This window comes from Novipirellula artificiosorum (assembly GCF_007860135.1).
GTDB classification, from domain to species: domain Bacteria; phylum Planctomycetota; class Planctomycetia; order Pirellulales; family Pirellulaceae; genus Novipirellula_A; species Novipirellula_A artificiosorum.
In genome coordinates this window covers 443,787-468,597 of sequence record NZ_SJPV01000004.1, presented here as the reverse complement: position 1 = coordinate 468,597, position 24,811 = coordinate 443,787, and the positions used below count along the sequence as shown (strand labels likewise).

Here is a 24,811-nt window from a genome sequence, read left to right as displayed (position 1 = left end):
ATGCTGCAGGAATCATCGCGATGAATCGAATCGTTCTACTATTTGTTTCACTAATGATCGTCATGGCGACTTCGTCCCGGGCGGACGCGGAGCATCACAACATCGTTTTGTTTCTGATCGATGACCTCGGTTGGATGGATCTGGGGTGCCAGGGAAGCACTTACTACAAGACGCCCCACATCGACGAGCTGGCCGCCGAAGGCGTTCGATTCACCGACGCTTATGCCGCGTGCGCTGTTTGTTCCCCAACACGAGCCTCGATTCTCACGGGCAAGTATCCAGCCCGATTGCTGTTGACCGATTGGTTGCCGTCAGGACGTTGGGATCCGAACGCAAGACTGATCGAAGGGCGTAAGATTCGCGGACTGCCCGTCGAAGAATTCACGTTGGCAGAGGCTCTACGCGACGTTGGCTATCAGACGATCCACATCGGCAAATGGCATCTCGGTAGCGAACCTTTCTGTCTTCCCGAGCATCACGGATTCGACATCAACATCGCCGGCAACGCCCACGGCGCACCCGGGCAGTACTTTTTTCCGTATCAAGGCAACTGGTCGATTCCGACAACACCGCACCGAGCTAAATGGAACGTGTTGCCCGATGGCCAGGCCGGTGAGTACCTAACCGACCGGCTCACGGACGAAGCCGTCGGACTGATCGAGCAGTCTGGTGAGAAGCCGTTCTTTCTTTACTTCCCGCACTATGGAGTGCATTCACCACTCCAGGCACCGGAGAAACTCACGAAGAAGTACGAGCGAGTTCCCAAGGCGAAGCGTCAGGGCAAACCAGTGTACGCGGCGATGGTCGAGAGTATCGATGACAGCGTCGGCCGAGTGTTGAATGCACTGCGAGCTTCGGGGAAAGACGACAACACCGTTATTATCTTCACCTCCGACAACGGTGGCTTCTACAAAGCCACAAGCAATGCGCCGCTGCGAGCCAACAAAGGTTCCTATTACGAAGGCGGCATTCGCGTTCCCTTGATCATCAAATGGCCGGGTGTTTCACACGCTGGCAGAGTGATTCACGAAGCGGTCATCAGCAACGACCTCTATCCGACTTGTCTGTCTGCCGCCGGAGTCGAACTGAATCCGAACCAGCACATGGATGGAGTCAACTTGAAGCCGTTGCTCAGTGCAACGGAGGATCTTCCACGCGAATCGCTGTTTTGGCATTTCCCCCACTACAACAAGCATCCCTCCAGCCATCCTTCGAGCGTCATTCGCAAAGGAGACTGGAAGCTGATCGAGTCATTCGATCCTGCCACGGTCGAACTCTACAACTTGGGCCAAGATCTTGGAGAAACGACCAACCTCGCCCAATCAGAGCCAGCTCGACGCAATGAGCTCTTGCAGGAACTTGATGCCTGGCGTGTCGCTGTGGGAGCGGAACGAATGAAACCGAATCCTGATGCTGCCTCCAAGGACAATCGCGAAGACACGACTGCGCGGTGACAATGGCATGTATCAGAATCCATCGCGGTACAAGGAAGAGTCCCTTGTCTATTGTTCTGATCGGGGCTGTGTCGAACGGCTCATGTGCTCGCGGTTTGCGCGTGAAGACATAGCAAAAGGAACTGACAGAGGTACGAAGATACAAAGCAAAGGCCGAACTCATCGTGACTTTGTGGCCTCGTGCGAAGTCCAAAACGCGACACTCATCGAGCCTGACGACCGGAGATCCCTGACGTTGACGAAGTCAAGAAAGAACGTCCTGCCTATCCAGCGGGAGACACCATGATTCGAATCTATCCACTCCTCTGCTGTGTTCTATGCATGCCTGCGATTCACGCCTCTGCGGAAGAGCCGCTGTCGGTTCCCGACGGAGCTGGGCAGTTGGAAACAGCACCAGTGCTTGTCCGAGGTGGTGTCGATGAAGATGGTCGAGAGTACTACGTCAACGGGCAACCCGCGAAGAATGGCAAGCTCATCCTTACGGCGAGCAACGGTTTCTTCACGCCGGGCGTTTGTCGGGCATCCGGGGAGTCTTCACTGCCGAAGACGGGTGACGACGGGCTCATCGCTCCCAATTACGCGATTTTGTCGAACTGGAAGAAGACCGACGGGACGATTCGTTGGCATCTTTGGCTGGCCAGGCCGGGGCAGGTTCGACTCAACGTGCATCTGAGTGTGGTCGAGAAAGCGGCTGGATCTAAACTGAGCGTCTCATTTGGTGGTGTCACTCAAAAAGTGAAGACGGTCGCCTCTCGCCCCAACCAGCCAGAGCCGTGGAATCTGGCGTTTGAAGTTGATGAACCCGGTGAGCACACATTCGAGATGGCGGCCCTGACGATCGCCAACTCACAGACAGGAGTGGGCGAACTCCATCGCGTCGACGTGCATGGACCTGCCGTGGAGGACTCACAGTTGCTGAGGGCACGATGGCGACCCGCGGCAGTACATGGCGGGTATGCCTCAACGAAGATCGACCAAAGCCGCATGTGGGTGATGGCCACGCGGAGCACGTCGAATTCCAGCAGTTACTCACCGATCACAACGCCGTTTGGTTACTACGGGACTTCGTTCGATGCCAGCGGTCGCTCGGTCGGCGGATTCAACTTTTCGATGTGGGCGGCCAGACGGGGAGGTGAAGCACCTCCTCTGAAGCAGATGCCGCACCTGCTAGCAGCGGGCTCGCCCAGCGCGGAATTCAGCGGCTTTGGGCACGAGGGTTCGGGAGTGAAGCTCCGAGGCTGGACGCCGATGCCCGACAGGCCCGTAGTCTGCGTGCAGGCGTTGCGCGTCGAGAACGACGGAGACTATCAAACCTACTATGGCTACTTTTGGGACCATCCCACGAAGCAGTGGAAGCTCTACGCCGTTGGCCGCAAGTGGGGCAGCGGCAAGCCCATCAGGCACCTGCAACCCGGTTCCTTCTGTGAAGTCCCCGGTCCGCCGAACGTTCAGCGTACCGGTGATGTGCCTCGGGAAGTCCGTCGCCTCGGTTGGTTCCGCGATGAGTCGTCCGGACGTTGGGAGCCGATGGATCGTTTTCTTTGCAGAGGAAAGGGTGTGCTGAACAAGTCCTGGTTTTTGAGCGGCGACGGTGAATTCGTGATGCGAACAGGCGGAATGCGGTATTACGCGTTCAATAGTCCGCCGGTCGCACAGACGACCATGCCTTTGCCAGAGTATCTCAGCCCGGAAGCGACCGAGCAGCTCCAGCGATTGCCCGCAGAGTTTGGTGAGGTCGATGCTGTGGAAGTGACGGACACAACCGTTAACCTGGACATCGTCATGAAGCGTGCCGGCACCAGCGCGCGAGCCGACATCTATTATGGGGAGAAGGATTGTCTCACCTTTGCGAAACGCGAGCTACATGCGACCGAACGCGGCTCAGCAGTCAGCAGATCCACGCAGGCTGAAGATCGCAGCTGGTCGAAGCAGGTTTCGATCGCTTCGTTGAAAGACGGCAAAAACCGCATCACGATCACAGGTCTGAAGCCAGGCACGACCTGGTTCTACCGGATCCTCGTGACGAACGACGAGGGCAAGCTGTGGACATTCGAAACTCACAACTGCAGAACCAGCGACACCGCTGTTTCTGGATCATGACTACAGAGAACACAGTGATGTCCGAACGCCCGCGACATTGACCGGCGACACGCAAACTTTCGCCTAGGCCTTGGCGATTTACAATCTGAGACTTCCTGGCGTTAGACTACTTTCATCGTATCACGGCAAGAGCCACGGAATCCAATCCCGGTAGGTATCGAAATATGTTCCGATGCAGCGTAATGCTCATGGCGCTGTCCACCTGTGCCTGGGCGCATTCAGCCACCCTTTCGGGTCTGGTCATGGATGGGAGCAACGGCGTTCCTCTCGAAGGTGCAACCGTCACACTGAAAAACGCCGGACTTTCTGTGACGACTGACGTGGAGGGGCGCTATCGATTCGATGGGGCTTCAGCGGATGAGGTTACATTCAGCAAAGTTGGTTATGACTCCATTTCGCGAAACATCGAGTCGAATGGCGGAACTGCAAATGTTGTACTTACTCTTGCGGGGAAGGTGACCTACGTCTGTACGACAGCGGACGCGAAAGGCAGATGGCAAATCGCCCGGACTGTGTATGATCCTGAGACCAAGACATCGGATATCACCTACCTGACCGACACCACGCAGTGGAACTTCAAGCCCAATTTCAGTCCTGACGGCAGCAAGATCACATTCTTCAGGCGCTATGCGGCCGGCGGGCCGTGTTGCGATACTTGGCTATCTTCCATTTGTGTAATGAATGCCGACGGCAGCGGCCTCCACGAAATCATCGCCGGTGAAGAGAGCTTCAACACTGAACCCTACTGGACACGTGACGGGTCGGAGCGGGTTAGCTTTAACCGAATGAATGTGAAAAATCGCGGGCCTCACTGGAACAGTTTTGATGGGCAGCCTGGTGCGGAGCGCAGGATAGCCCCTTGGGGCTGGGTCAACCCACACTTGGCAGATGGACGCGTCTTTATTCAACGCGGTGGACAGAGCTTTCTTGCCACGCCGACCGATGGTGGCAAAGCTAACTACGTCAAGGTCCAGCGCTCTGACGACAAGTTCATTCACAAGATCGCACTATCCCGAGACGAAACGATGATCGCCTATCAGAAATGGGTCGACTCAAGCCACAACATGTACAAAGGCGGAGTGATGGTCTATGCGAAGTTTGATGCCTCTGTGCCTTCCATTACCGACGAAGTGGTCTTCGATGAATTAGATCCGTCCACCCAGGCTTGGTATGTTTCAATCTCAACCGACAACAGGTTTCTGCTCTTCGCAAAGGACGGAGCGATCATGCAGCATGATGTGGCAGAGGGAACGGTGATGAAGGTGTCGGCGGATTCAGATCCTTACAAGGCGTATCCTACTTACACGACATTTTCAAAGTGAGTAAGGTCCCTTCATTCCGGCGACGTCAATTCCAGGTCACGATTGCAAGCCATGGGCTCGTGAAGTCAGAACGTTCATTGCTCGATGCACCAGTTCAGAGTCGCTCGACGCAATACAGATGTTTTGCACCTCGGAGAAACAATTGCCCATCGGCCAAGGCCGGCGACGCGTCGAAGCGATCGTCAAGTTGATTCGATGCGAGGACTGTGAAATCGGCGGATCGCTCCAGCACCAACGTCGTTCCGTTACGACCAGTGATGTAGACGCGTCCTGAGGCGCCAACCGGCGATGCGTAGATGTTGGAAAGCTGACCGATCCGCTCGGGGCCGAAAACGGTCTCACCCGTTTTGGAGTCCACGCAGGTGAGAATCGACTGGTTCGATTGGTTGTAGAAGAGCAAGCCATCATAAAGAAGTGGCGATGGGATGTAGGGTGTGCCGCGGTCCCGCTTCCAGAGGATCTTTTCGCTACCAGTGATATCTCCTGTTTCAGTGAGGGGAATTGCCATCGCGGCGTATCCCTGGTAACCGCTCATGCAAATCACGTAATCACCATCGATGACTGGACACGGGGTAACGTTGCCGGTCAGTCCGCCGCATTGCCAGATAATCTCGCCTGAATTGAGATCGTAGCTGCGGACAGCACCCGAGGCCGCGGTGATCACTTGTGTCTTCCCGCTATGCTCGATCACTCTCGGTGTTGCCCAGGCGTTGTCTTCATCTCGCTCGCGTTGCCAGAGGGTGTCTCCCGTCTTACCGTCTAGCACTTCGATGGAGCTTTGGCCTGCGTGATCACGCACAATCACAAGTTTGCCATCATGCAAAACTGGGGAACAGCCCTCACCGAGACTGGAACCAACTTTGGCTTCGCCCAGATCTCGCTGCCAGAGCTTGTTGCCGTCGAGGTCATAGCAATAAAGACCGGCCGATCCGAACCAACAGTACAGGTGTTGGCCGTCCGTCGTGGGCGATGCCGACGCAAAATCATTGTCATTATGTGCGCCTTCGTGCGGGATCTTCTTTGTTGCCGTTCGTCGCCACAATTCCTTGCCGCTCTCGCGATCGAGGCACACAACTACGAATGCGTGTTCAGTGTTCGGGCGTTTGATATCGAAGAAGTTGGTCTTCGGTTGATCCTTAGGATCGGGAATCGACGTATCCTTCACGCCCGTATCGATCGCCGTCAATAAGAAGACTTTGTCATTCCAAATGATTGGCGTCGATGTTCCTCGTCCATCGATCGCAACCTTCCACTTGATATTCTTGTCTTCGCTCCATTCGATTGGCGGATTCGCCGTTCGCGAAACGCCCGTTGCTTCGGGGCCTCGCCACTGGTGCCAGTTTTCTTCCGGGGAACCAGCAACGGAGAGTGAATGCGACAGGGATAGCAGGGAAAACGAAAGCGATATGAAGAATGATTTCATGGTTTCATTTCGTTGAAGTGCAACTCGTCAAGAGTCATGGGCTTGTTTGATTTCGAGTGCGGTCGGTGAGTCGCAAGTCTCTGCAACTTTCGTCATGTGATAGCCAACGCACCATTACTCGTTGCAAAGCTGTCCGCCTCAACACCCATGCGTTGCAGTAGAGTCACAAACAAATCGCAGAGCGGAGTGTTACGTTTTTTGTCATGCGCGACGTAACGTCCGTGTTTGTAGCCGCCACCGGCGAGGATGATCGGAAGATTCGTCGGATCGTGAGCGTTCGCATTGCCCAGATTGCTGCCGAAAAGCACGGCCGTTTCATCCAGGAGTCGTTCCCCGTGTTCCGATCGTTGTCCTAGTTGTGTCAGCAAGTCCGAGAATTCTGCGAGGATTCCGGATTCGATGATTTTTAACTGGGCGATTTTGCTGGGATCCTGGCCGTGATGGGACAGCGGGTGATGCTCCCCTTGGACACCGGGGATGTTTGGAACACCGTGATCAGCCTGAATCATCAGGCTGATCACGCGCGTTGAATCGGTTTGCAGCATCAGTGGAATCAGGTTCATCAACGCTCGAATGCGACCGAGCAATTCGGATGATTCGACAATGTCCTTCGGAACTTCGACTTTCACTTCAGGCTTTGGGCGATCCAGCCACGCCTCGGATTCAGCCAGTTCTTTCTCAGCAGTGCGGATGGCGGCGAAGTATTCATCCAATTGCTTCCGATCACCGCCACTCACTCGTTGATTGAGCGTCTTAGTTTGATCGCCAACGGCATCTAGAATGCTGCGACCGTCCGCGAGTCTCTGCCTTTGTCGCCGCTGTTCTTCCGGGCTTCCGGCCAGGAATAACTTCGCAAACACCCGCGATGGGCGATTATCGGCTGGCAGCATCACGCCATTGCTGTTGTATGACTGACTTTCCCGCGTGTTGCTTCCTAGCGTGATCGACGGAAACCTCGTGGTGTGACCCAGGTGCATCGCTGCCACCTGATCAACAGAAACCGTATTCTTGAAACCTCCCAGCCCGGGATTGATCGCCGCCGTCAGGAAAGTCATCTCAGTATCGTGCGGCTCCTTGCCATTCTGGTCCGGATGTGACAGGCCGGAAAACAGGGTGAAGTCACTTCTGTGTTCCTTGAGCAGTTCGAGGTACTCCGTGCTTTCGTAGTCGTTTCCGGGCGTCTTCGGGAACAGCGACGGAGGATACAAACCGAGGGCATTGCAAATCAGTACCATGCGTTTTGGCTGTTCCGCACGTTCAAACCCGAAGACAGGATTCATCACGTCCAGCAGCGGCAACGATAATGCTACGCCGGATGCTCGCAGTACCGTGCGTCGTGAAATTGGCGTGTGCATTGTTCCTCCTACCGGTGCTGAAACATCCGGCTGCTGACAACCTCATAAATCAATCGGCGCAACGGGTAATCTTCCACTTCGTGACGGTGCAGAATTGCTTCCACTTCCTGCCGGTCCGCGAACTGGATTTCAGCTCCGGTGGCGAAGGTGATCAACAGGGACACGAGATTTCGTGCCACCTGCTCCTTCGACTTCATCAGGTGCTGCTTGAAGTCACGAATGCCGGTGAACGTGAATCCGTCGTCCATTTGACCGCCACAGTCAACCCGCCGGCCAGAATCGTAGTCTTTATGCAGGAATCGAAGCCCGTCGTCGGCGGTCCGTTTGACGCCTTTGCTGATGCGGTAACGAGTGCGAAAGGTGCCGACGGGGTCGAAACATTCCAGCGCGAAGCCCGGCGGATCAATCCTGTGGTGGCAAACGGCACACGCTTCGACGGATTGATGTTTCTCCAGGGTTTCTCGAATGGTCGTGGCGCCACGTGTGTCAGGTTCGATGGAACCGGCACCTGCCGGAGGCGGGCTGGTTGGCAAGCCAAGCAGAGTCGTGAGAACGAAATTGCCGCGTTTGACGGGCGTCGTGACGGTGCCGTTGGCCGTTACTTTGGAAATCGATGCGTGAGTCAGGATGCCGCCCCGGACACTGTTCGTATCCAGCATGACTTTTCGCATCTCTTCGCCTTTGACTCCGTCAATGCCGTAGTGTTCGGCGAGTTTCCGGTTGAGGAACGTGAAGTCAGAATCGATGAGATTGGCGATGCTGAGGTCTTCGTCGATGAGATGTCGGAAGAGGAGCCGCGTTTCGGCCAGCATGGCACGACGGAGGACGTCGTCGTATTCCGGGTACATATACTTGTCAGGCGTGGTGGCGTCGATCAGTTCCAGATCCAGCCATTGGTCAAGGAACTCGTTGATGAACCGTTCTCTGCGCCCGTCGGACAGCATGCGGCTGACCTGAGCATCCAGTGTTTTGGTGTCGGCGAGTTTTCCGTCACTGGCAAGTTGAATGAGTTCCCCATCAGGAAGGCTGCGCCAGAGGAAATATGACAATCGACTGGCGAGTGCATGATCAGTCAGTGTTGAATCTTCTGGCCGCGTTTCGTTCGTCAGAAACAGCGTATCGGGCGAAATCAGAATCGCTCGTAGCGAAACGCGAGCGCTGGCGAGGAATCCGCGTTGTGCTGTGAGAGTCGGCACAGAGAGATTGGTGTAGTACTCGATCTCTTTATCTGTCACCGGACGTCGGAAGGCTCTCGGTGCGAGTGCTGCGACGGCATCACGAATATGTTCGTAATGAGACTTTGTCGTCACCGGTTTGTAGTAGCGACCGTTTGCAGCAGTTTCCCACTGGACGCCGGGGAACAGAGCTCGCGTTCGCTGCGGGGGCCATGTGGGTTCGAGCGGACCTTCGACGAGCACCCTGCGGACGCGCACGCCTTCTCCTTTGAACTCGCTCGCGGGCTGAGAGTTGTAAATGACTTTCCCGTCAGGCGCTGGTTCGAGTTCGTCGGCGCTGACGTAGAAGTAGTCGTCGGGGCGAAGGTATTTGATCGTTGAAACCGTGCGGAGTTTCTCGTCGACATCCCAGGCCGCAAACAGTTCGCTGTCGCCCTGGACGTCGTTTTGGCGCCTGAGGCTCATCGTGACCGAGGTCCTCGGCTGATACGCCGAACCGGTGACCGTGATGCGGTATCGGCCGGCGACGGGAATCCGCAGTCCGTTGTGGTCGCTGCGCAGGTTATAGTTCTGACCGCGAAACATGATGAGATCGTCTCCGTCCCGGAAGACCGTACCACCACCTCGGATGACGGGCCGTTCGAACCACATCTGCATGAAACGCGAATTCGGATAATCAAGTTCGCGCGACATCGGCGGCTTTGGCCCTAGCTGAATGGCCTCATCTAAAGCCGCATCGGCCGCGGCGAGAAATCCTCTAACATGGACGCTCGACATGTCCTGCTTTGCCGCATCAACATCGAAGGCTCCGGCCTTGTTCTCCGGCGGAAGGAACTTCGCGATCTGGCCGCCAACCCCAAGCAGATCGTGCAGCGTGTGTTCGTATTCAAGTCGACTGAGTCGTCGTGACGGAACTCGACCGTGCGCTGCTTGCTGGCGGCGATTGACCTCAAAGAGCTCCTTTTCAAGGAAAGTCAGCGCGGCAGCTTGCGTTCTCGCATCGGGGCGAGGTTCCGATGCCGGTGGCATTTCTCCGTCCTGAATACGGTCGAAGACGGCGACCCACGTACGGAACGTGTCGGCGTCTTCGAAGTCCCGGTCGAGCTTCGTGAAGTCGAGGCGGGTGTCCGTATTCTCGTCGTGGCAGGCCATGCAAGACGATTCGATCAGCGGTTGGACTTCATCCGCCTCTGTTGGTTGAACGCAGGCCAACAGCGCTACAATCAGCACAAAACGGCTACCGGCAGGTATCTGAAGGACGCGACGGACGATCATTCGTCGGAGCTGCTTTCTTTGTGGGAACTGACCGACTGAATGTAGGCAAGCAGATCGTAAATCTCGGCTTCAGAGTATGTATCAAGCAGGCCCTCAGGCATCGTTGAGATATCAGCAACCTTTCTGGACTCGATCGCGGACTTCTCGATCAACTCGATCTTATCCGGTTTAAGTAGGTTTGGAATGAAGCGGATAGAATCTTCAGTCTCTTCAATCACCAAGCCAGTGAGTAGACGACCGTCATCCACCAAAATCAACTGAGTTTGGAATTCCTTGTGGATCTCGCTTGAGGGTTTGACGATCTGCTGTAGCAGTTTTGAACCTTGGAATCGTTTGGTGACGTCCGACAGGTCTGGGCCGAGTTTCTTTTCGCCCGGACCGATGTTGTGGCAGCGACTACAGGTGGCCTGTTCGAATATCACGCGCCCTCGTTCCAGGTTTCGGTCGCCCAATCGGTCGGGGGCTTCGCCGAAATAGTGATGCTGCCACTTCTTCACGAAACGACGCTCCGACGGCACGTCATTGTTGATAACGTGGTCGATGATTTTGACGAAGAACCGCCCATCGTTGCGGCGGTCCGGGTAAGCCTGACGAAACTCGTGCCAAAGAGAACCTGCAAGATTGCGTTTGTGTTGCGGAAACGCGGCCATCCGCGTATCGACGTATTCTTGGTGAGGCATTTTCTTATACGCTTCAGGCAGCGGTGACGCGTCGATCTTTGCGAACAGTTCAGACCGCCCCGGACTCACCGACGGTTTGACCTTGGGTGCGTTGGCAAGGTTGCCGATGTCGTGATTGCCGTCATAGTGCTTTGGTGTGAGCTTGATGCCTCCGGTCTCGGGAAGCTTTTTCGGCAAAGAAATGCGAATCACAGCACCAACACCCCGCTCCATATGGCGTGCTGGGCCTGACGTGCTCGTCCAAACATTGCCGTCATCATCAAACTCGATCTCACGAGTGTAGGAAACTCGCGTGGGCAGACGGTATTCGACCAGAATCTCAGTCTTTGGATCGAATCGATTGATCGTGTCGTTACCGGTGCCGCACACCCAAACGACGCCATCTTTGTCGACATTCAACGCGTACGGAATCTGGTTTGCGGCATCGGGCAGCTCGTAGACCGTCCAGTGTTCGGTGTCGGGATTAAACTTCGCAAAGACGCCGGAACCAAAACCTGGCACCCAAACCATACCGTCGGGTGCGATGTGCAAACGACGAGGGCCTCGGAAGGGCGGGTTCCATTCTTTGATGTCGCCGTCAGGGGCGGTCGGATCAATGCGACCGATGCGGTTGCCATTCAGCTTGGAATACCAAATGGTGCCATCCACGGGTGAGTAGTCGATTCCATAGGGCGTGATGCCTCGCGATTCGCCTCGACCTGCACCCATGGCCTGGCCGGCGCTTAGCAGCTTGTATTCTTTCACTTCATGTGTTTGCGGGTGGATCCAGAAGCAAGAATTTGAACCGGCGTCGGTGTACCAGATCAGGCCTTCGGGATCTTTCGGGTTGATGCGCAGGGTGTGTGGATAACCGCCGCGGCGCTTGGGAGCCTCCGCGCTGCTATAGGTTTCAAATTTCCGAGTCGTGACGTCGTAACGCACCATCTGGCCGGTCGCACACATGGTGGTCCACATGCTGCCATCGTTGGCGGTTTCGATCGAATGCGGACCGTAAGTGCCACGTGGGTATTGCTGTGCTCGCTGCTCTCCGGTTCTCGGATCGAGGACAAGCAGTCGATGCTGACTGATGTTGACGGCGTAGACGTTGCCATCCGGGCCGAGCTCCAGGTCGTGGAAGGAACCTTTCAACGGCTCATCCAGTTCCCACATGGTGATGGTAGCAGCTGCAGCCGAACCGGTTGGCGCTGGCGGTGGTTCAAAGGTCGGCCAGTTCTTGACGGCGTCGTCTTTGTACGTCTCCATCAGACGCTGAACGATGGAGTCCTGCGTGTGCGGGTAAAGACCGCCAAAGCCGTCCATGCGCCGAATCATGGTTTCCCAGTCGACCGGCTCTTCGGGCGTGCGAAACCCAAGAGACCCGATCTGGTGACAGTAAGAACACATCATCTTGAAATTCATACGGTCCCGCGGATCGTCGAATTTCAACATGCTGAACGCGCTGCTGGCAGGACGCTGCAGTTCGAGTTCTTCGCCTTCTGCAGGACGGGTTTTGATCGTAAGGTCGTCGGTTCCGGGAGTAACATCGGATCGCCACTCGTCTGCAATTCCCATTAGTCGCGTTCGCACATGGTGATTCACGCTGCGAAGCCCGTTGATGCTGAATGTGCCATCAGCTCCGGTAAAGACCGACGTCCACTTGCGGTGTTCGTCATCAATCGCCGAGACCATCACCCCCGCGACTCCGTTGCCGGATCCATCGAGGATCTTGCCAGCGATGGCGCTGCCGGTCGACTCGACCGCCGAAGCGGCTGTACATGACAGGAGCAGAAAGATAGACGCGATACACGCGGAAGTACGCGGTGGTTCATTGTTAGTTGGTTGACAGTTCATTCAATATCTCCGGTCGTGTCCAACACGGTGGCGTTCAGGATGAGTGGGCGGAATTCAGTATCTGGCACGTCGCTGAGTGTTCGCAAAAACGCGAGCATTCGATCAACGGTTGGTCCATCGATTGAAACTTCTTTGTGGGCTTCCGAGTCCAACGATTTGCTCAAATGCTTTCGAGTGTAAGTGCGGTTTCGCAGCGTCGGTACGGAGAGGTCGCGGTGCACATGCCCTAAAGCAGGAAGGTGATGGCAGGTGAAGCAACTTTCGGAACCTGTCCCGATCCCGGCGGCAAGCTTGAAGCCTTCGTAAGCATCCCGCTTCATGGTCGGAGGCAGTTTGATTTGAACTCGGCCTTCCTGATTGGCGAGTCGACTTTCGATTCTTGACGCAAGTCCTGCTTGATCTTCGAGCGCTTCGACTTGAATCGGAATCCGATTCATGTAGACAAACGCATCGAATGGGGATCGATAGTCGGAGGCAAATCGATGGACAAGAGTCGTCGGTTCACGCGTTGGTGCTGGCCTGACCGATGACCAGTCAAACGCGTCATCCGAAGCACTCTTTGCGAGCTTCAGCAGTTGTGATTTCATCTTTGCGTGGATCACCGGTTCCCGAATCGCGATATTTGTTTTCTGCGATGGATCTGTTTTGAGGTCATACAATTCAAATCGAGTGAACTGCGTTTGCTTCAATCCCGGAATCCACGATTCGTGGAACTGATTCAAGCGAATGAACTGGCCACGAAGGCGCTCGGCGTCGGAATCGCGAAAGCCCTCGAAGAGTTGCTTCTCAAGGGTGGAGCTGCGAGTCTCTTCGTCAAAGATGCCTTTCTCACGGAGCAGCGATTCGATGCGATTTTTGATCTCGGCAAGAGCTGCGTAGTCCTTCGGAAGCCTGCCGTCACGGTATGCGACCATGTTGAAACGCCCGTCTCGAATGGCAACAGTGGGACCGGCAAGTGGGAGGTACCAATAGAGTGGTTGGGAGCGTTTGAAGGTCGCGTTCGAGTTTTCCTTCACCCTCCCTCCGGGCCCTCCGGGAGGGTCGGACGCGGTAGCGGCCGGGGAGGGTTGAGTGTTTCGTTTCTTGCCCTCCCCTCGTCGTCGTTCCTCCTCCTCGACCCTCCCGGAGGGAGGGTGAAATGAATAAAGCAGCGGCGAAATATCAGCTCCATCAAGATGTACGGGTGGTGGGGCGATTCCGGTGACGCCGCAAATTGTTGGAAGCAGGTCCACAAGTCCGGCCGGTTCTTCTTCAACCGTCCCGGCCGCGACCTGACTCGGCCAGTAGAAGATGCCTGGAACTCGAATGCCGCCTTCGTAGTTCGATCCTTTTGTGCCGCGAAGTGTGCCGACTCGATCTGCGCGATAGCTGCCATTATCCGATGAATAGATGATCAGCGTATTTTCCGGCTTGTCGATCTCGTGAAGTTTCTCAACAAGCCTGTTGATCGCTTGGTCGGTATTGGCGATCGTCGCGGAGTAGACCGCAGCCGGGTCACTTCGCTCGCCGTATTCGCCAACCAGATGGTCCGGAGCGGCCAGAGGCGCATGAGGTTCATGGAGCCAGACGTTCAGGAAGAATGGCCGATCATCATCTGGTCGATTCTCAAGCCACGAGATGGCTTCATCAACAACAAGGTCGCACGCATAGCCTTCGAGCGTACCAACTGCTTTACCGTTGCGAATAAAGTTGCGCGGGTTGTGGTGCGACGGCTGCGCGTTATTACCCGTTGCGAACCAGTAGTCGAAGCCGTGCTCAGCGGGTGTAGGCTTTTCCGGAAACTCGTTCGACGGAAGTCCGAGGTGCCACTTTCCGAAGTGCGCAGTTGCGTAGCCACCGCGCTGTAGTACTTCCGCGATCGTCACTTCCGCCTTTGGCAAATGGCTTCGCTGGTCATAGTCGTTGATCCAGCTGTAGATGCTAGCTCGGACGTTTGTTCGGCCAGTTAGTAGCGCTGCTCGCGACGGCGAACAAACAGCCGCCCCCGAATAGAAGTTGGTAAACCGCATCCCACCGCTTGCCAGACGGTCGAGCGTCGGCGTCCTAACAGGGCCGTCATAGCACCCGATGTCTTTCCAGCCCAGATCGTCTGAAAGTAGAACGACGATGTTGGGTGTGCGTTCACCGGCCAGCGTTGTTGTGGAAGGCAACAAGGCAATGCACACGCAGATGAGCTGCAGAGATCGATAACGCGTTTTTGTCTTCATCACTCAAAATCCAGGGTGAAGAAGAAACGCTTGTCCGGCGGCGCCACTTCCCAGGTGTGGGTGGCTACCGTCACGGCATGACCGTCCTTGCATGCTGTTAAGGCCTGAGTTGTTTGCTTGGCGTTTTGTTTGGTCACCCATGTTGCGACGAACTCAACTGCCGGAGTTCCATTCGGAAGCTTGGTTTCACTTTGCCTGAGCATCTTTGCCGTACCATTGCCGGCCCGTTTCAGCGCTTCGACGTAGCGCCGAGCGGCTTGTTCGGGATCTTCAGATTGGCTGACACTGATGGAAAGCGTGTTGAAAGCTTTTTTAGCATGGAACACATTGCCGCCAGTCGCATTCCCTCGGGCAAACTCTCCAGGGATCTGAATGGTGAAAGCTGGCTTTTTGCGATACTCGAAGCGGTAAGGCTGTCTTAATGCCGCGAGTTGAGCTTTGCTTTGCTCAGGCGTCAGGCGAACCGGTCGAGGGGCGTCTTTGCGTAGCGCGTTTTCAATCGAGGTCTTATACACCCAGGCAGTGTTGGGAGATGGTCCGTGGTCAGCGACAAAGCCACCGAAGTAGATCACCTTCCCTTTTTCAGACTCAAACGGGGAGACTTCATAGGTTCGAACCGACTGCAACGGTTTCTTCTCAACGGTGGCCGGGCCGTTCACTTCGTTCAACCAGTATTGAGCGTTCTTGTCGCGGATCGCATACATCGCGCCGGCATAAAAGCCTCCCCGGTCATTGCCTTGCCAACAAGAAAACTGACGACCACCGACCCAGCATTCGAACCCCATCAGATAGGCGGGTTCTTTGGTTGTTGGATGCAATACCGGCAGGATCTGGTTGTATCCTGCCAGCGCGTAGTAGACGGGATTGCCGGAGAGGTACTCGCTCATCAAGTCCGCGACGCACTCTTCCTTAGTGTGCAAGTATTTGCCGGTTTCATCCTGATCGAGTCGGACGACACAACTTCGGGACTTAGAGTCAGGCGCCCACACAAACAACAGAGATTCGCTCAGTCCTTCGGGATTTGGGATGACCGACAGTCCGCGAACGCCTCCCACCGGCGAGGCGACCGGGCCTTTCGATAGCTGACTCGCATCGAAGATCATCGAATGAGTCGGAGAGGGACCGTCATTCCTTCGATAGATCTTTGTTCCGCTGGAATAGACGAGCGAATCATTGGCCTCGACGATTGCGAGCGAGCGTTTGTCTAAACGCCCGGTCTCCGGAGTTTTGTCCCATCGGACTTTTCCCGGCACATCCGCATCGTAGACTCCGGTGAAGATCCCGAGCAGGCCGACGGGCAAGAACAGGCGGTCCACCCCGGTGACCCGGTCTCGATAAACCGTCATGCACCGAGTCGAGTTGTTCTCGCCGCTTTCACCTGTGCCACTGATTAAGACAGTTTTCTCCCATGTCCCTGCGTCGTCATCACGAACAAAGACATAAATGTCGGCGCCTTGAGGGTTCGGAGAGTACGCGGTGGCGATCAGCAGGGTGACGGGCCTCTCAAGACTGTTGCCTGCACCATCCGTTTCAAAGGTGACTGACTTGAGGTTCTCCGCACGGAGATTGTTGGGGCCTAACTCAAGGTCGACCTGCCATTTGCCGTTCGGGCGATCGAGCCTGAGAATCTGGGACCAGGGCGTTTTCGGATCCTTGCCGCCGTACCAGATATTACTTGGCTCCATCCAATAGCTATTGGCAGCGTACAGCTTGCCTTTGTGACCTTCTAGGTGAAGGATCTCGGACCCGCCAGCGTAATGCCCACGAGCATCCACATATCCCGCTTTGAAGGATTGCGTCCAAGCCGAAATGCCGTTCCCAGCCGCGGCCTGTACTTCCTTGTCGGCTGCGTCGAGAGTCGTGGGTACCGCAATCAGTAGAGCGGCAATCCACAAAGAGGTTTTTGTCGAATTTTGATTAATCATGCGGTACGAAAGTCGAAGTCATTCAGTGTGGTGAATGCCAGAAGAATTGCAGCACTGACTGAAAGACATGGTCGAACCACCATCCTTGAGATCATCACGTTCGTCAGCACCGTTTGATTGAGTTTGAATAAACATGGCCGGCCACCGCGAATTAAACCTCGTTTTGGAGAAACCAGGCAACAACAGGCGGCGAGCCGACCACGTTTAGTAACCAGGGCTTCCTTGCGAATGTGGACATCTATTTCCACAAGAATTGGCAGCTTTCCTGGAACAGCGAATGCTCTCTGCTGAGTTTCGCCACTCCCCACGGAAATGGGTTCTAGTCGCGGGAGAGTTCCTTCACGCGAATGTTGCGGAAGGAGACGACCTGTGGTTTGCCGTCGTGCAGCTGTAGTCCGATCTTGCCGCTGCGAAGCCGCCCAGCGACGTCCTGTTTGGTTTCAGTAAAACCGAACGGCACACCGTTGATCCAGGCGTCGATTCGATTGTCGATGCAGCGCACGACGACCTCGTTGAAATCGCCCTGTTTCAGCTCAGCTTGGATCCTTGGTTGCAGTTCCTTCTGGACGTCTCGGTTCAAGACTTGACGTGTCCCGCCCTCTTCATAAAACCAGCCCCAGCGCATGACGCCCATGTCGACTTCGTATCCGGCAATCGGATACGTGTATCGCTGTTTGACGGTGCGGACGACGATCCCGGAATTTCGCTGGCCGATGACTTTGGCTTCGATGCGTAGCTCGAAGTCGTCGAAATCTTTGACCGTGCACAGAAAATCGTGTACCACCATCGGCTTCCAAGACGGGTTAGTGCCGACAATCGCACCATTCTTGACGGACCAATAACGCAGGTTGCCTTCCCAGCCATCGAGTGTCTTGCCGTCAAAGATCATCCGGAAGCCCTTTTCGCCAGCCCATTCGACGCAGCCGATCAGCAACTGGGCGAAACCGTCGCTCTTCATCGATGCCGCATCATGCCCCAGAAGGTTGTGCACAACGCGACCATCGCCGTAACGATTGACCCACACGACCGGCTCATCCTGTTCACGGCCATCGAAGACGGTTGCCAGAACCCGACTGCCATCAGTGATCTGCGGTGAACGCACGAGTTTTTCGCCATGCTGCCGAAACGACCCGATTCCTCGTGTGACCGGATGATCCTGTTGTATGTTGACATCCAGGTCGCGGGGGCCATCCGTTTTCGCACCGCCACGGCGTCCGCCGGCAATCATTCGCCCGTATTCACCGCTTCCACTTGAATCATCATTGAATCCAGCCGACGCCTGGTGCAGCACGACGAGACCGGTTCCTTCCTGGACGGTGGCCGCGACGGCCCGCAGGTTCTCGGGTGTCCATACACTTCCTGCGCCGGTCGAATTGTCTTTCAGCACCAAGACGTCGTACGCGGCCAGCTTCTCCCGGTTAAGGTCGCCAGAAGGTTCATCGGTCACGTCAGCCCGGTGCCCCGCCTCTGTTAGCGTCTCTTGCAGCACAGCCGTCGATTGATCGCGGATACCGGTCACGATCAGGGCGTTGACGGCTGTCGGTTTGTCGGCAAACGCCGTCGCGGATGTAATGGCCGCAAGTATCCATGCTGTTGTGCGCGTCCACATGATATTGATCTCCGGTGATGATGATTCCGATTGAGCGTGTCTGTGCTGGGTTCGTCAAACCTTTGAATCGCAGTTACAGGCTCCAGCCGTCCAACAGCCGTTCCCCCGCGAACATCCTGCCACGGATGTCAATTTACCCCTGGAGATCCGCTGCCCTTTTCCTCATCAGTTTCTTCACCAGCGGCCACGTATTCCATGATCTTCACGAACGACCCGCCGACGTTCTTCATGTTCGGATGGAGACGACGTTTCTCTTTCCAAAGCCTGCCGATGCGTTCGCGCTGCTGCGGTGCGAGTCCGGCCATTCGCTTGTCGACGAAGACCTGGTGAGATGAGCCGTGATACCCACCGGGCAAGTCCGTCGCTTCGATCTGCCTTAACAGCTTGTCGAGTTCGGCATCCTTTGGTGCGGCCGGGGTAGTCTCGGCTACGACGGGTTGGTACGGACCCCAATCCGGCGCATCGGCCATGACGCTCTGGTAGATGGCCTCCGCTTGTTCTTTCAATCGGGCGGCGAGTTCGGGGCGCTGGTTCACAATGTTGTTTTTCTGACCAAGATCCTTGGAGAGGTCGTATAGTTGGACAGGACCAAGTCCGCTCTTTTTGAGCTCCGGGATCCAGGACTCCTGGAAATAGAACAATCTCCGGTGTTGATCCCTCAGTCGATTGGCTTCGGGATTGGCGAATTTTCCGTTGAACATTCGGGAGCGAAGATCCATTCCGCCCAGCTCTTTCTCAAGATCATCGCCAAGGACTTCTTTGACTTGCTCCATGAGTCGATCGGCGGTCTTAAAGTCGATTGGCGACTTTGCCGTGCTGGAGGCGAAAAGTGTGTGGTCGCCCACTCTCATGACCATGTTTGCCTCACTCATCCAAAATAGTGGCTGATGCCGTGTGAATTCGCCGGACTTGGTGAGTAAAGGCGCGAGGTCGGAGCCGTCGAGATGCACGCCCTTGGGTTTGTCGATGCCAATCAGCCCACACAGAGTCGGAAGTAGATCGACGACTCCGGCTGGTTCGTTCTCGACGCGTCCGCCGGGGATCCCACCCTTCCAGTGGAAGATGCCCGGGACGCGATGTCCGCCCTCGAACAGCGAACCCTTTTTGCCGCGCAGTTCACCGTTTCGCTCCTGCAGGTAACTGCCGTTATCGGAAGCATAGATGATGATGGTGTTGTCGAGCTCGCCGAGTTTTTCGAGCTTTGCGACGAGGCGTCCGATGGCCCGATCGGTATTGTCAATCGTGCCACTGTAGATTGCTTCTCGTTCGTTGAGCCCGCCATACTGGGAAACGATCTCGTCGGGCGCCGCGATTGGGTCGTGGGGTTCATTGAACCAGAGATTAAGGAAGAATGGTTCGTCGCCGTCGCGCTTTTGATCGATCCAGGTGAGGGCTTCGTCGACGACGATTTGGCAGGAATAGCCTTTCATTGGCCCCACGCGTTTGCCGTTGCGGATAAAGTTGGTCGGGTTCTTTTGGCTCGGGCCAGGACCGTTAACGACGCCGAACCAGTAGTCAAAGCCTTGGTCGGCCGGAGTGGGATTCTCGCGATTCTGGACGGGCATGCCGAGGTGCCACTTACCAAAGTGGGCGGTGGCGTAACCGTTTTCTTTGAGCACTTCTGCGATCGTCGTTTCGCTCTCCAGGAGGTGCATCCGGTGAAAACGCTCGTCAAGGACGGAGTAGACTCCGGTGCGATGGTGGTTGCGCCCCGTGAGAAAGGTGGCGCGCGAGGGGGAACAGGTAGGAGCTCCCGAGTGAAAGTCGGTGAAGCGCACGCCACCTGCAGCCAATTTGTCGAGGACGGGGGTCTTGACGGGACCGCCGTAGCAGCCGATGTCCCGGTAACCGAGATCGTCGACGAAGAGCGTGACGACATTCGGTCGTTTGTCTTTGGCAAAACCGGGACAAACCAGCAGTAGGAAGAATAACAATGTGAGGATGGGTTTCATGCTATTTCCGTTTGGGTGCGCCAAAGTGCGGCGCGTTTTTCTTAGGGAGCCATTTTTTCAATTCCGCCCTGGTCGGGGCGTGGGCCGGGTCATTGGCGAGGTTATTCCTCTGAAGTGGATCGGCTTCGACGTCGTAAAGTTCCTCGCCACCGTCGCTGTAGCGGATGTAATGAAAGTCGCGTGAGCGCACGGCGTGGTTGTTGCCCAGCCAGTGGGGCGAGTGCGTGATGATTGCCGGATAAGGCCAGTCGGCGTTCGGGTTGTTGACAAGCGGTGCGAGGCTGCGTCCGTCGAGTTGATCATTTTCCGGTAAACCGCATAAGTCGATCAACGTCGGATAGAGATCGAGGAGACTGACCGGGCTCTTGCATATTCTTCCGCTGGCCGGAGTGCCGGACGGCAACTTGCCCGGCGCGTAGATGATCAGCGGTGTGCGCGTCGTCTGCTCCCAGAGCGCCGACTTCGCGATTTTCTTTTCGCCGACGTCGTAGCCGTGATCGCCCCAAAGGACAACGATGGTGTTGTCGCGATAACGGCTCTTTTCCAATGCGTCGAGCACATGACCGACGCAGGCATCAGCGAAGGAGTCAGCTGCGAGGCAGCCCTGGACAGCTTCCTTCCACTTGCCGCTCTCACGGATGTGCTTGATGTGACGTTCGCCCATCCGCCGGCCAACGGCGGGGATGTCGTCGAAATCGCCAGCCTTGTATGGCGGAAGTTCGATGTCTTCGAGCGGATGCATTTCGAAGAACTTCTTCGGGGCATACCAGGGGAGATGAGGCAAGTAGATGCCACAGCCGAGGAAGAAAGGTTTTTCGTGGTCTTGTTCTAGGAACTGAGCAGCACCTTCCGCGGTCTTCCAATCGGGATTGGCTTCGATCGGGGCGTCGGTTGGTCCCCAGTCAATGAGGCGGGCGAGGATGGGGTTGGATTCGAACTTGGGGCGCAATCCGTGCTTGTAGCGTTCGCTTTGAGGCGGCGGGACCGCGCCGGTGCGAGTGGAATAGACATGATCCCACGCCGCGGCATCGGAGAATTTGCCATGCGCCTGGTGATGAAGTTTGCCGCCGCCCCATGCGAGATAGCCATGTTTGCGAAAGTACTGTGGGAGCGTCACCCAGTCCGCGTACTTCGGCATGTCGCGAAACCAGTTCAGATTGCCGTAGATACCGGTTGTTGATGGCCTCAACCCCGTCATGATCGAGGTACGCGACGGGCTGCAGAGTGGAGCGGCGCAATGGGCCTGTTCGAAGAGAACGCCCCTCGACGCCAGTCGGTCGATATTAGGCGTCTTCGCCTGCGGATGGCCCTCCAAGCAACCAACCCAATCATTCAAATCGTCGACGGCGATGAACAGGACGTTGGGCCGATCAATCGTGGCGTCGGCGTAGCTCCGCTCGTTTGACAGAAAGTGAACGACGAAGAATGCGATCACCGCGAGGCACGTAGCGGAACTCGTCAGGAGTTTCGGTCTTCGGCGTAGCCGAAAGACCAGACGCCGGTTGTCACGGGTCGGCCGAAAGTCTTGACGACTTCCGCTACAGAGTGCGGGAGCAATGCTGAGATTCATTTCGACTTGGGGGCATTCTTCTGAGGCGGGATCGATACAACTTTCACGAGGCCTAGCCAGACGCGGGACTCGTGACGCGAAGGTTCATCAGATATTCATCTCATAGACCAAGCCATCGACTTCAACTTTGCGACGGTTCGGTTTGCTGGGCCAAGCCGGTTTTGACATTCCAGATCGCCAGTCTTGATAGGCTTGTTCGAGTTGCTCGACGATCTCGGGTCTTGAATCGGCCAGATTTTTGGATTCGCCAATGTCGGCCGCCAAGTCAAACAACCAAGTGTTGTCATAGGACTTGACGAGTTTCCATTTGCCTTGCCGGACCGCAATGTTGGGCCCGTTACTCCAAAACAGGGTCTCATGCGGCGTCCCCGTGGACTGCCTATTTATGAAGGGCGTCAAATCAACACCGTCAAGGTTGATGCCCGCGGGAACTTTGATTCCCGCTGCTGCACAGATCGTGGGAAATAAATCCAGAGTGCTTGTTGGTTGATCGTAGACGGTGTTCGGTTCAAATCTTCCTGGCAGTTTGATTACCATTGGAACTCGAATTCCACCTTCAAACAAAAACAGTTTTCCAAGTTTGAGTGGGCCATTGCTTTGCACGCCGGTGTAGATCGGCCCGCCATTGTCATTGACGAAAATCACGAGCGTGTTTTCAGAAAGGCCATGTTTGTCGATCGCAGCAACAATCGAGCCCACGGCATCATCGAGGGCACTGGTCATCGCGTAGTAATCGCGTTGAGTCTGATCCGATTCGTCCGGAAACCGATCCTGGTATTTCTTTGTCGCTTCGATCGGTGTATGAACCGCGTTAAACGGGACGTAAGCAAAAAAGGGTTTGTCTTGATTCGCGTCGATGAACCTGACCGTTTCCCTGGCAATTGCGTCGGTCAGGTATTCTGGTTCGATCAGCGGCGATTTGTCTCGCATGATCGTGCTGTGAAACGGCTGTGGAGCCTTGGCGGGGAAAAAGGAATGGGCACCGGCCAGGAAACCGTAAAACTCGTCAAAACCCCGGGCCTGCGGGTGAAACTGAGGCTGTGTGCCCAAATGCCATTTGCCAAACATCCCCGTGACATAGCCGGCCTGTTTCAAAACATCAGTCAATGTGACGACTGATGGATCGAGCCCACGATGCAAGCGATGCGTGATCGCGCCGCCGGCAGTATTGAATTCAAAACCAAATCGTTGTTGGTATCGGCCCGACATCAACCCAGCACGAGACGGGCTGCACGATGCCGCAGTCACATAGGCGTTAGAGAAACGAACGCCCTGTTTACCAAGTGCGTCGATGTTCGGCGTGGGAATCTCTTCTGATCCATACAACGAAATGTCCCCGTACCCAAGATCGTCCGAGAACAGCAACACGATATTTGGCGGACGCTTTGGCCCGGAAGTGACGTCGGCGATGGTTGAAAGCAGTTCTCGTTTCGCAGCCTCGCCGTCAGCGTTGGCTGGAAAGACGGGTATGTTGGATACCTCCTCGCCTGCTGCCACTGCTGCGCCCGCGCGTGTGCCACGCCGTTTGGCGTGCGCCTGGGCCTCCTTTTGAGAGACAAAGCCATCGAAATCGGTGTCCATTCGTTTGAACAGCGTTTGGTTTTTGACTTCATCGGGTCCAAGTTTTCCATCACCGTTCTTGTCGGCCTTCGTAAACGAGGATTGCGCAGTGCTTTGCGGGGGATCCGCCGCCACGACTGGGGTGATCGCAAGCAATGCGACCGCCACGCCGGCGAATGTGCCAACGTTCTTCATCTCATTTCCTCTCTCTTTCCGGGGATAACGGCGCGTCCCACACCCACATTTTGCCCTGCACACTTCTCCCGTTTGGGGAGCCGCCGGCGACGTAGAGCTTCCCGCCGATGATGGCAGCAGCAGGGGACGAAAGAGGCATGGGCAACTTTCCGACCACCTCCCACTCATCGCCAGGAGTGAGTGCCAGGATGTCCGCGTCGATCTGTTTTCTGCCGCCGTCAGGTGTGGTGTGGCCGCCGACCATGTAAATGCGACCACCGCTGACGAACGTTCCTCCTTCGGAATGGGAATGCCCTTTGGGAAGTTGCGGCCCGCGACTCCAGGAGTCGGTCTTCGGATCGTAGATGTCGACACGCGCCTGGTCGATTTGTCTGCTGTCGTGATGAAACTGGCCGCCGATCACATAGATCTTTCCAGCGAATGTGACCGTCGAAAACTGATTGCGGGGCGCGGGAAGTGGAGCAGCGGTTTCCCATTGGGCCGAACCCATGGCCCATTGATCGAGGTCGAGCACCCAATGATCTTCAGCATCGGTGTCTCGGTCAGCTTTGACGCCTCCCATGTAGTGCAGCTTGCGATCCACGCGTGCAAGTCCGCCGCCTCCTCGCGTCTCCGGCAGTAGCGGGGCCGCCGTATAGCGATCCTTGTCGATGTCGTAGCTCCATACTTCGGCAATCGTATGCCCTTTGTAGCCATCCTTGAAACCACCAGCGAACCACACGGTTCGGCCGTCAAGCACCATGTTCATGTGAGTGATCGCGCTAGGTAGATTCTGGATCTGCGTCCAGCTGTTATCGCTCGGATCGTATACGTCGCATCGCTTGCTCGACTTCACTCCCCTGGTATAGCCGCCAAAGAAGTACTGTTTGTCGTCAAGGACGACCGTCCCGGCCTCCCACTTTCCCACCGGCATGTCGTGAAGCTGTCGCCACTGGTCCTGGGCAAGGACGCTTCCCGCGAAACATAAACCAAGCGTTACTTGGACTATCAGGATTGCTGTGATCGATAAGCGGTTTTTACCACGCATCTTGTTCATCGATGCCTCGATGTCAAAAGGAACAGAATCCCAGCCCCGAACGAGTCCCACTCGGCCAAACGTGCCCGGTGGTGGCTCACTGCACTCAATTGGAGCCCTAACAAGGCGGTGAAAAAACCAGCACGCATAACGTACCACGCGAT

At 56.0% G+C, this 24,811-nt stretch carries 14 protein-coding genes; 3 read left to right on the top strand and 11 right to left on the bottom strand.

Translation table 11 applies throughout. The features are described from left to right. The first annotated feature begins 20 nt into the window (after positions 1-20). The 3 genes from Poly41_RS14270 to Poly41_RS14260 all read left to right on the top strand — a co-directional run bounded on the left by Poly41_RS14270 (position 21) and on the right by Poly41_RS14260 (position 4,876). Positions 21-1,454: a sulfatase gene (locus Poly41_RS14270; RefSeq protein ID WP_197231328.1), complete on the top strand. Its 1,434-nt coding sequence runs from the start codon at positions 21-23 to the stop codon at positions 1,452-1,454. A 282-nt stretch (positions 1,455-1,736) separates the two neighbouring features. Next, positions 1,737-3,554: a DUF3472 domain-containing protein gene (locus Poly41_RS14265; protein ID WP_146526914.1), complete on the top strand. Its 1,818-nt coding sequence runs from the start codon at positions 1,737-1,739 to the stop codon at positions 3,552-3,554. Between the two features lie 188 nt (positions 3,555-3,742). Beyond that, on the top strand, positions 3,743-4,876 hold the full coding sequence (locus Poly41_RS14260; protein WP_197231327.1) for a carboxypeptidase regulatory-like domain-containing protein: 1,134 nt from the start codon (positions 3,743-3,745) through the stop codon (positions 4,874-4,876). 94 nt (positions 4,877-4,970) lie between these two features. Here Poly41_RS14260 and Poly41_RS14255 read toward each other — a convergent pair whose 3' ends face one another. The 11 genes from Poly41_RS14255 to Poly41_RS14205 form a co-directional block, all read right to left on the bottom strand. Then, positions 4,971-6,299 (bottom strand): PQQ-binding-like beta-propeller repeat protein, encoded by a 1,329-nt coding sequence (locus Poly41_RS14255; RefSeq protein ID WP_146526910.1) that lies wholly within the window; start codon positions 6,297-6,299, stop codon positions 4,971-4,973. Between the two features lie 92 nt (positions 6,300-6,391). Beyond that, complete coding sequence (locus tag Poly41_RS14250) at positions 6,392-7,654, bottom strand: DUF1552 domain-containing protein (RefSeq protein ID WP_146526908.1); 1,263 nt, start codon at positions 7,652-7,654, stop codon at positions 6,392-6,394. An 8-nt stretch (positions 7,655-7,662) separates the two neighbouring features. Further along, the gene (locus Poly41_RS14245) at positions 7,663-10,104 is read right to left on the bottom strand and encodes a DUF1592 domain-containing protein (protein WP_146526906.1); all 2,442 of its coding nucleotides are present in this window, start codon (positions 10,102-10,104) and stop codon (positions 7,663-7,665) included. Beyond that, the gene (locus tag Poly41_RS14240) at positions 10,101-12,614 is read right to left on the bottom strand and encodes a virginiamycin B lyase family protein (RefSeq protein WP_146526904.1); all 2,514 of its coding nucleotides are present in this window, start codon (positions 12,612-12,614) and stop codon (positions 10,101-10,103) included. Before Poly41_RS14240 ends, Poly41_RS14245 begins: the two co-directional genes overlap by 4 nt. After that, entirely contained in the window at positions 12,611-14,821 is a 2,211-nt protein-coding gene (locus Poly41_RS14235; protein ID WP_146526902.1) for a sulfatase-like hydrolase/transferase, read from the bottom strand. Before Poly41_RS14235 ends, Poly41_RS14240 begins: the two co-directional genes overlap by 4 nt. Further along, the gene (locus Poly41_RS14230) at positions 14,821-16,746 is read right to left on the bottom strand and encodes a hypothetical protein (RefSeq protein ID WP_146526900.1); all 1,926 of its coding nucleotides are present in this window, start codon (positions 16,744-16,746) and stop codon (positions 14,821-14,823) included. Before Poly41_RS14230 ends, Poly41_RS14235 begins: the two co-directional genes overlap by 1 nt. Positions 16,747-17,065: 319 nt before the next feature. After that, positions 17,066-18,355 (bottom strand): family 16 glycoside hydrolase, encoded by a 1,290-nt coding sequence (locus tag Poly41_RS14225; RefSeq protein WP_146526899.1) that lies wholly within the window; start codon positions 18,353-18,355, stop codon positions 17,066-17,068. A 128-nt stretch (positions 18,356-18,483) separates the two neighbouring features. After that, entirely contained in the window at positions 18,484-20,307 is a 1,824-nt protein-coding gene (locus tag Poly41_RS14220) for a sulfatase-like hydrolase/transferase (protein ID WP_146526897.1), read from the bottom strand. A 1-nt stretch (position 20,308) separates the two neighbouring features. Then, positions 20,309-21,877: a sulfatase gene (locus Poly41_RS14215; RefSeq protein WP_146526895.1), complete on the bottom strand. Its 1,569-nt coding sequence runs from the start codon at positions 21,875-21,877 to the stop codon at positions 20,309-20,311. Between the two features lie 87 nt (positions 21,878-21,964). Further along, a complete protein-coding gene (locus Poly41_RS14210; protein ID WP_197231326.1) occupies positions 21,965-23,632 on the bottom strand; it encodes a sulfatase-like hydrolase/transferase in 1,668 nt (555 codons plus the stop codon). Between the two features lies 1 nt (position 23,633). Continuing rightward, entirely contained in the window at positions 23,634-24,668 is a 1,035-nt protein-coding gene (locus tag Poly41_RS14205; RefSeq protein WP_146526891.1) for a Kelch repeat-containing protein, read from the bottom strand. Between the last annotated feature and the right edge of the window lie 143 nt (positions 24,669-24,811).

Bases quoted from the DNA above. Each gene is read 5' to 3' on its own strand.
- Poly41_RS14215 (WP_146526895.1), bottom strand. From the start codon at position 21,877: ATGAATCTCAGCATTGCTCCCGCACTCTGTAGCGGAAGTCGTCAAGAC.
- Poly41_RS14225 (WP_146526899.1), bottom strand. From the start codon at position 18,355: ATGTGGACGCGCACAACAGCATGGATACTTGCGGCCATTACATCCGCG.
- Poly41_RS14255 (WP_146526910.1), bottom strand. From the start codon at position 6,299: ATGAAATCATTCTTCATATCGCTTTCGTTTTCCCTGCTATCCCTGTCG.
- Poly41_RS14265 (WP_146526914.1), top strand. From the start codon at position 1,737: ATGATTCGAATCTATCCACTCCTCTGCTGTGTTCTATGCATGCCTGCG.
- Poly41_RS14205 (WP_146526891.1), bottom strand. From the start codon at position 24,668: ATGAACAAGATGCGTGGTAAAAACCGCTTATCGATCACAGCAATCCTG.
- Poly41_RS14230 (WP_146526900.1), bottom strand. From the start codon at position 16,746: ATGATTAATCAAAATTCGACAAAAACCTCTTTGTGGATTGCCGCTCTA.
- Poly41_RS14235 (WP_146526902.1), bottom strand. From the start codon at position 14,821: ATGAAGACAAAAACGCGTTATCGATCTCTGCAGCTCATCTGCGTGTGC.
- Poly41_RS14220 (WP_146526897.1), bottom strand. From the start codon at position 20,307: ATGAAACCCATCCTCACATTGTTATTCTTCCTACTGCTGGTTTGTCCC.
- Poly41_RS14270 (WP_197231328.1), top strand. From the start codon at position 21: ATGAATCGAATCGTTCTACTATTTGTTTCACTAATGATCGTCATGGCG.
- Poly41_RS14260 (WP_197231327.1), top strand. From the start codon at position 3,743: ATGGCGCTGTCCACCTGTGCCTGGGCGCATTCAGCCACCCTTTCGGGT.
- Poly41_RS14210 (WP_197231326.1), bottom strand. From the start codon at position 23,632: ATGAAGAACGTTGGCACATTCGCCGGCGTGGCGGTCGCATTGCTTGCG.
- Poly41_RS14240 (WP_146526904.1), bottom strand. From the start codon at position 12,614: ATGAACTGTCAACCAACTAACAATGAACCACCGCGTACTTCCGCGTGT.
- Poly41_RS14250 (WP_146526908.1), bottom strand. From the start codon at position 7,654: ATGCACACGCCAATTTCACGACGCACGGTACTGCGAGCATCCGGCGTA.
- Poly41_RS14245 (WP_146526906.1), bottom strand. From the start codon at position 10,104: ATGATCGTCCGTCGCGTCCTTCAGATACCTGCCGGTAGCCGTTTTGTG.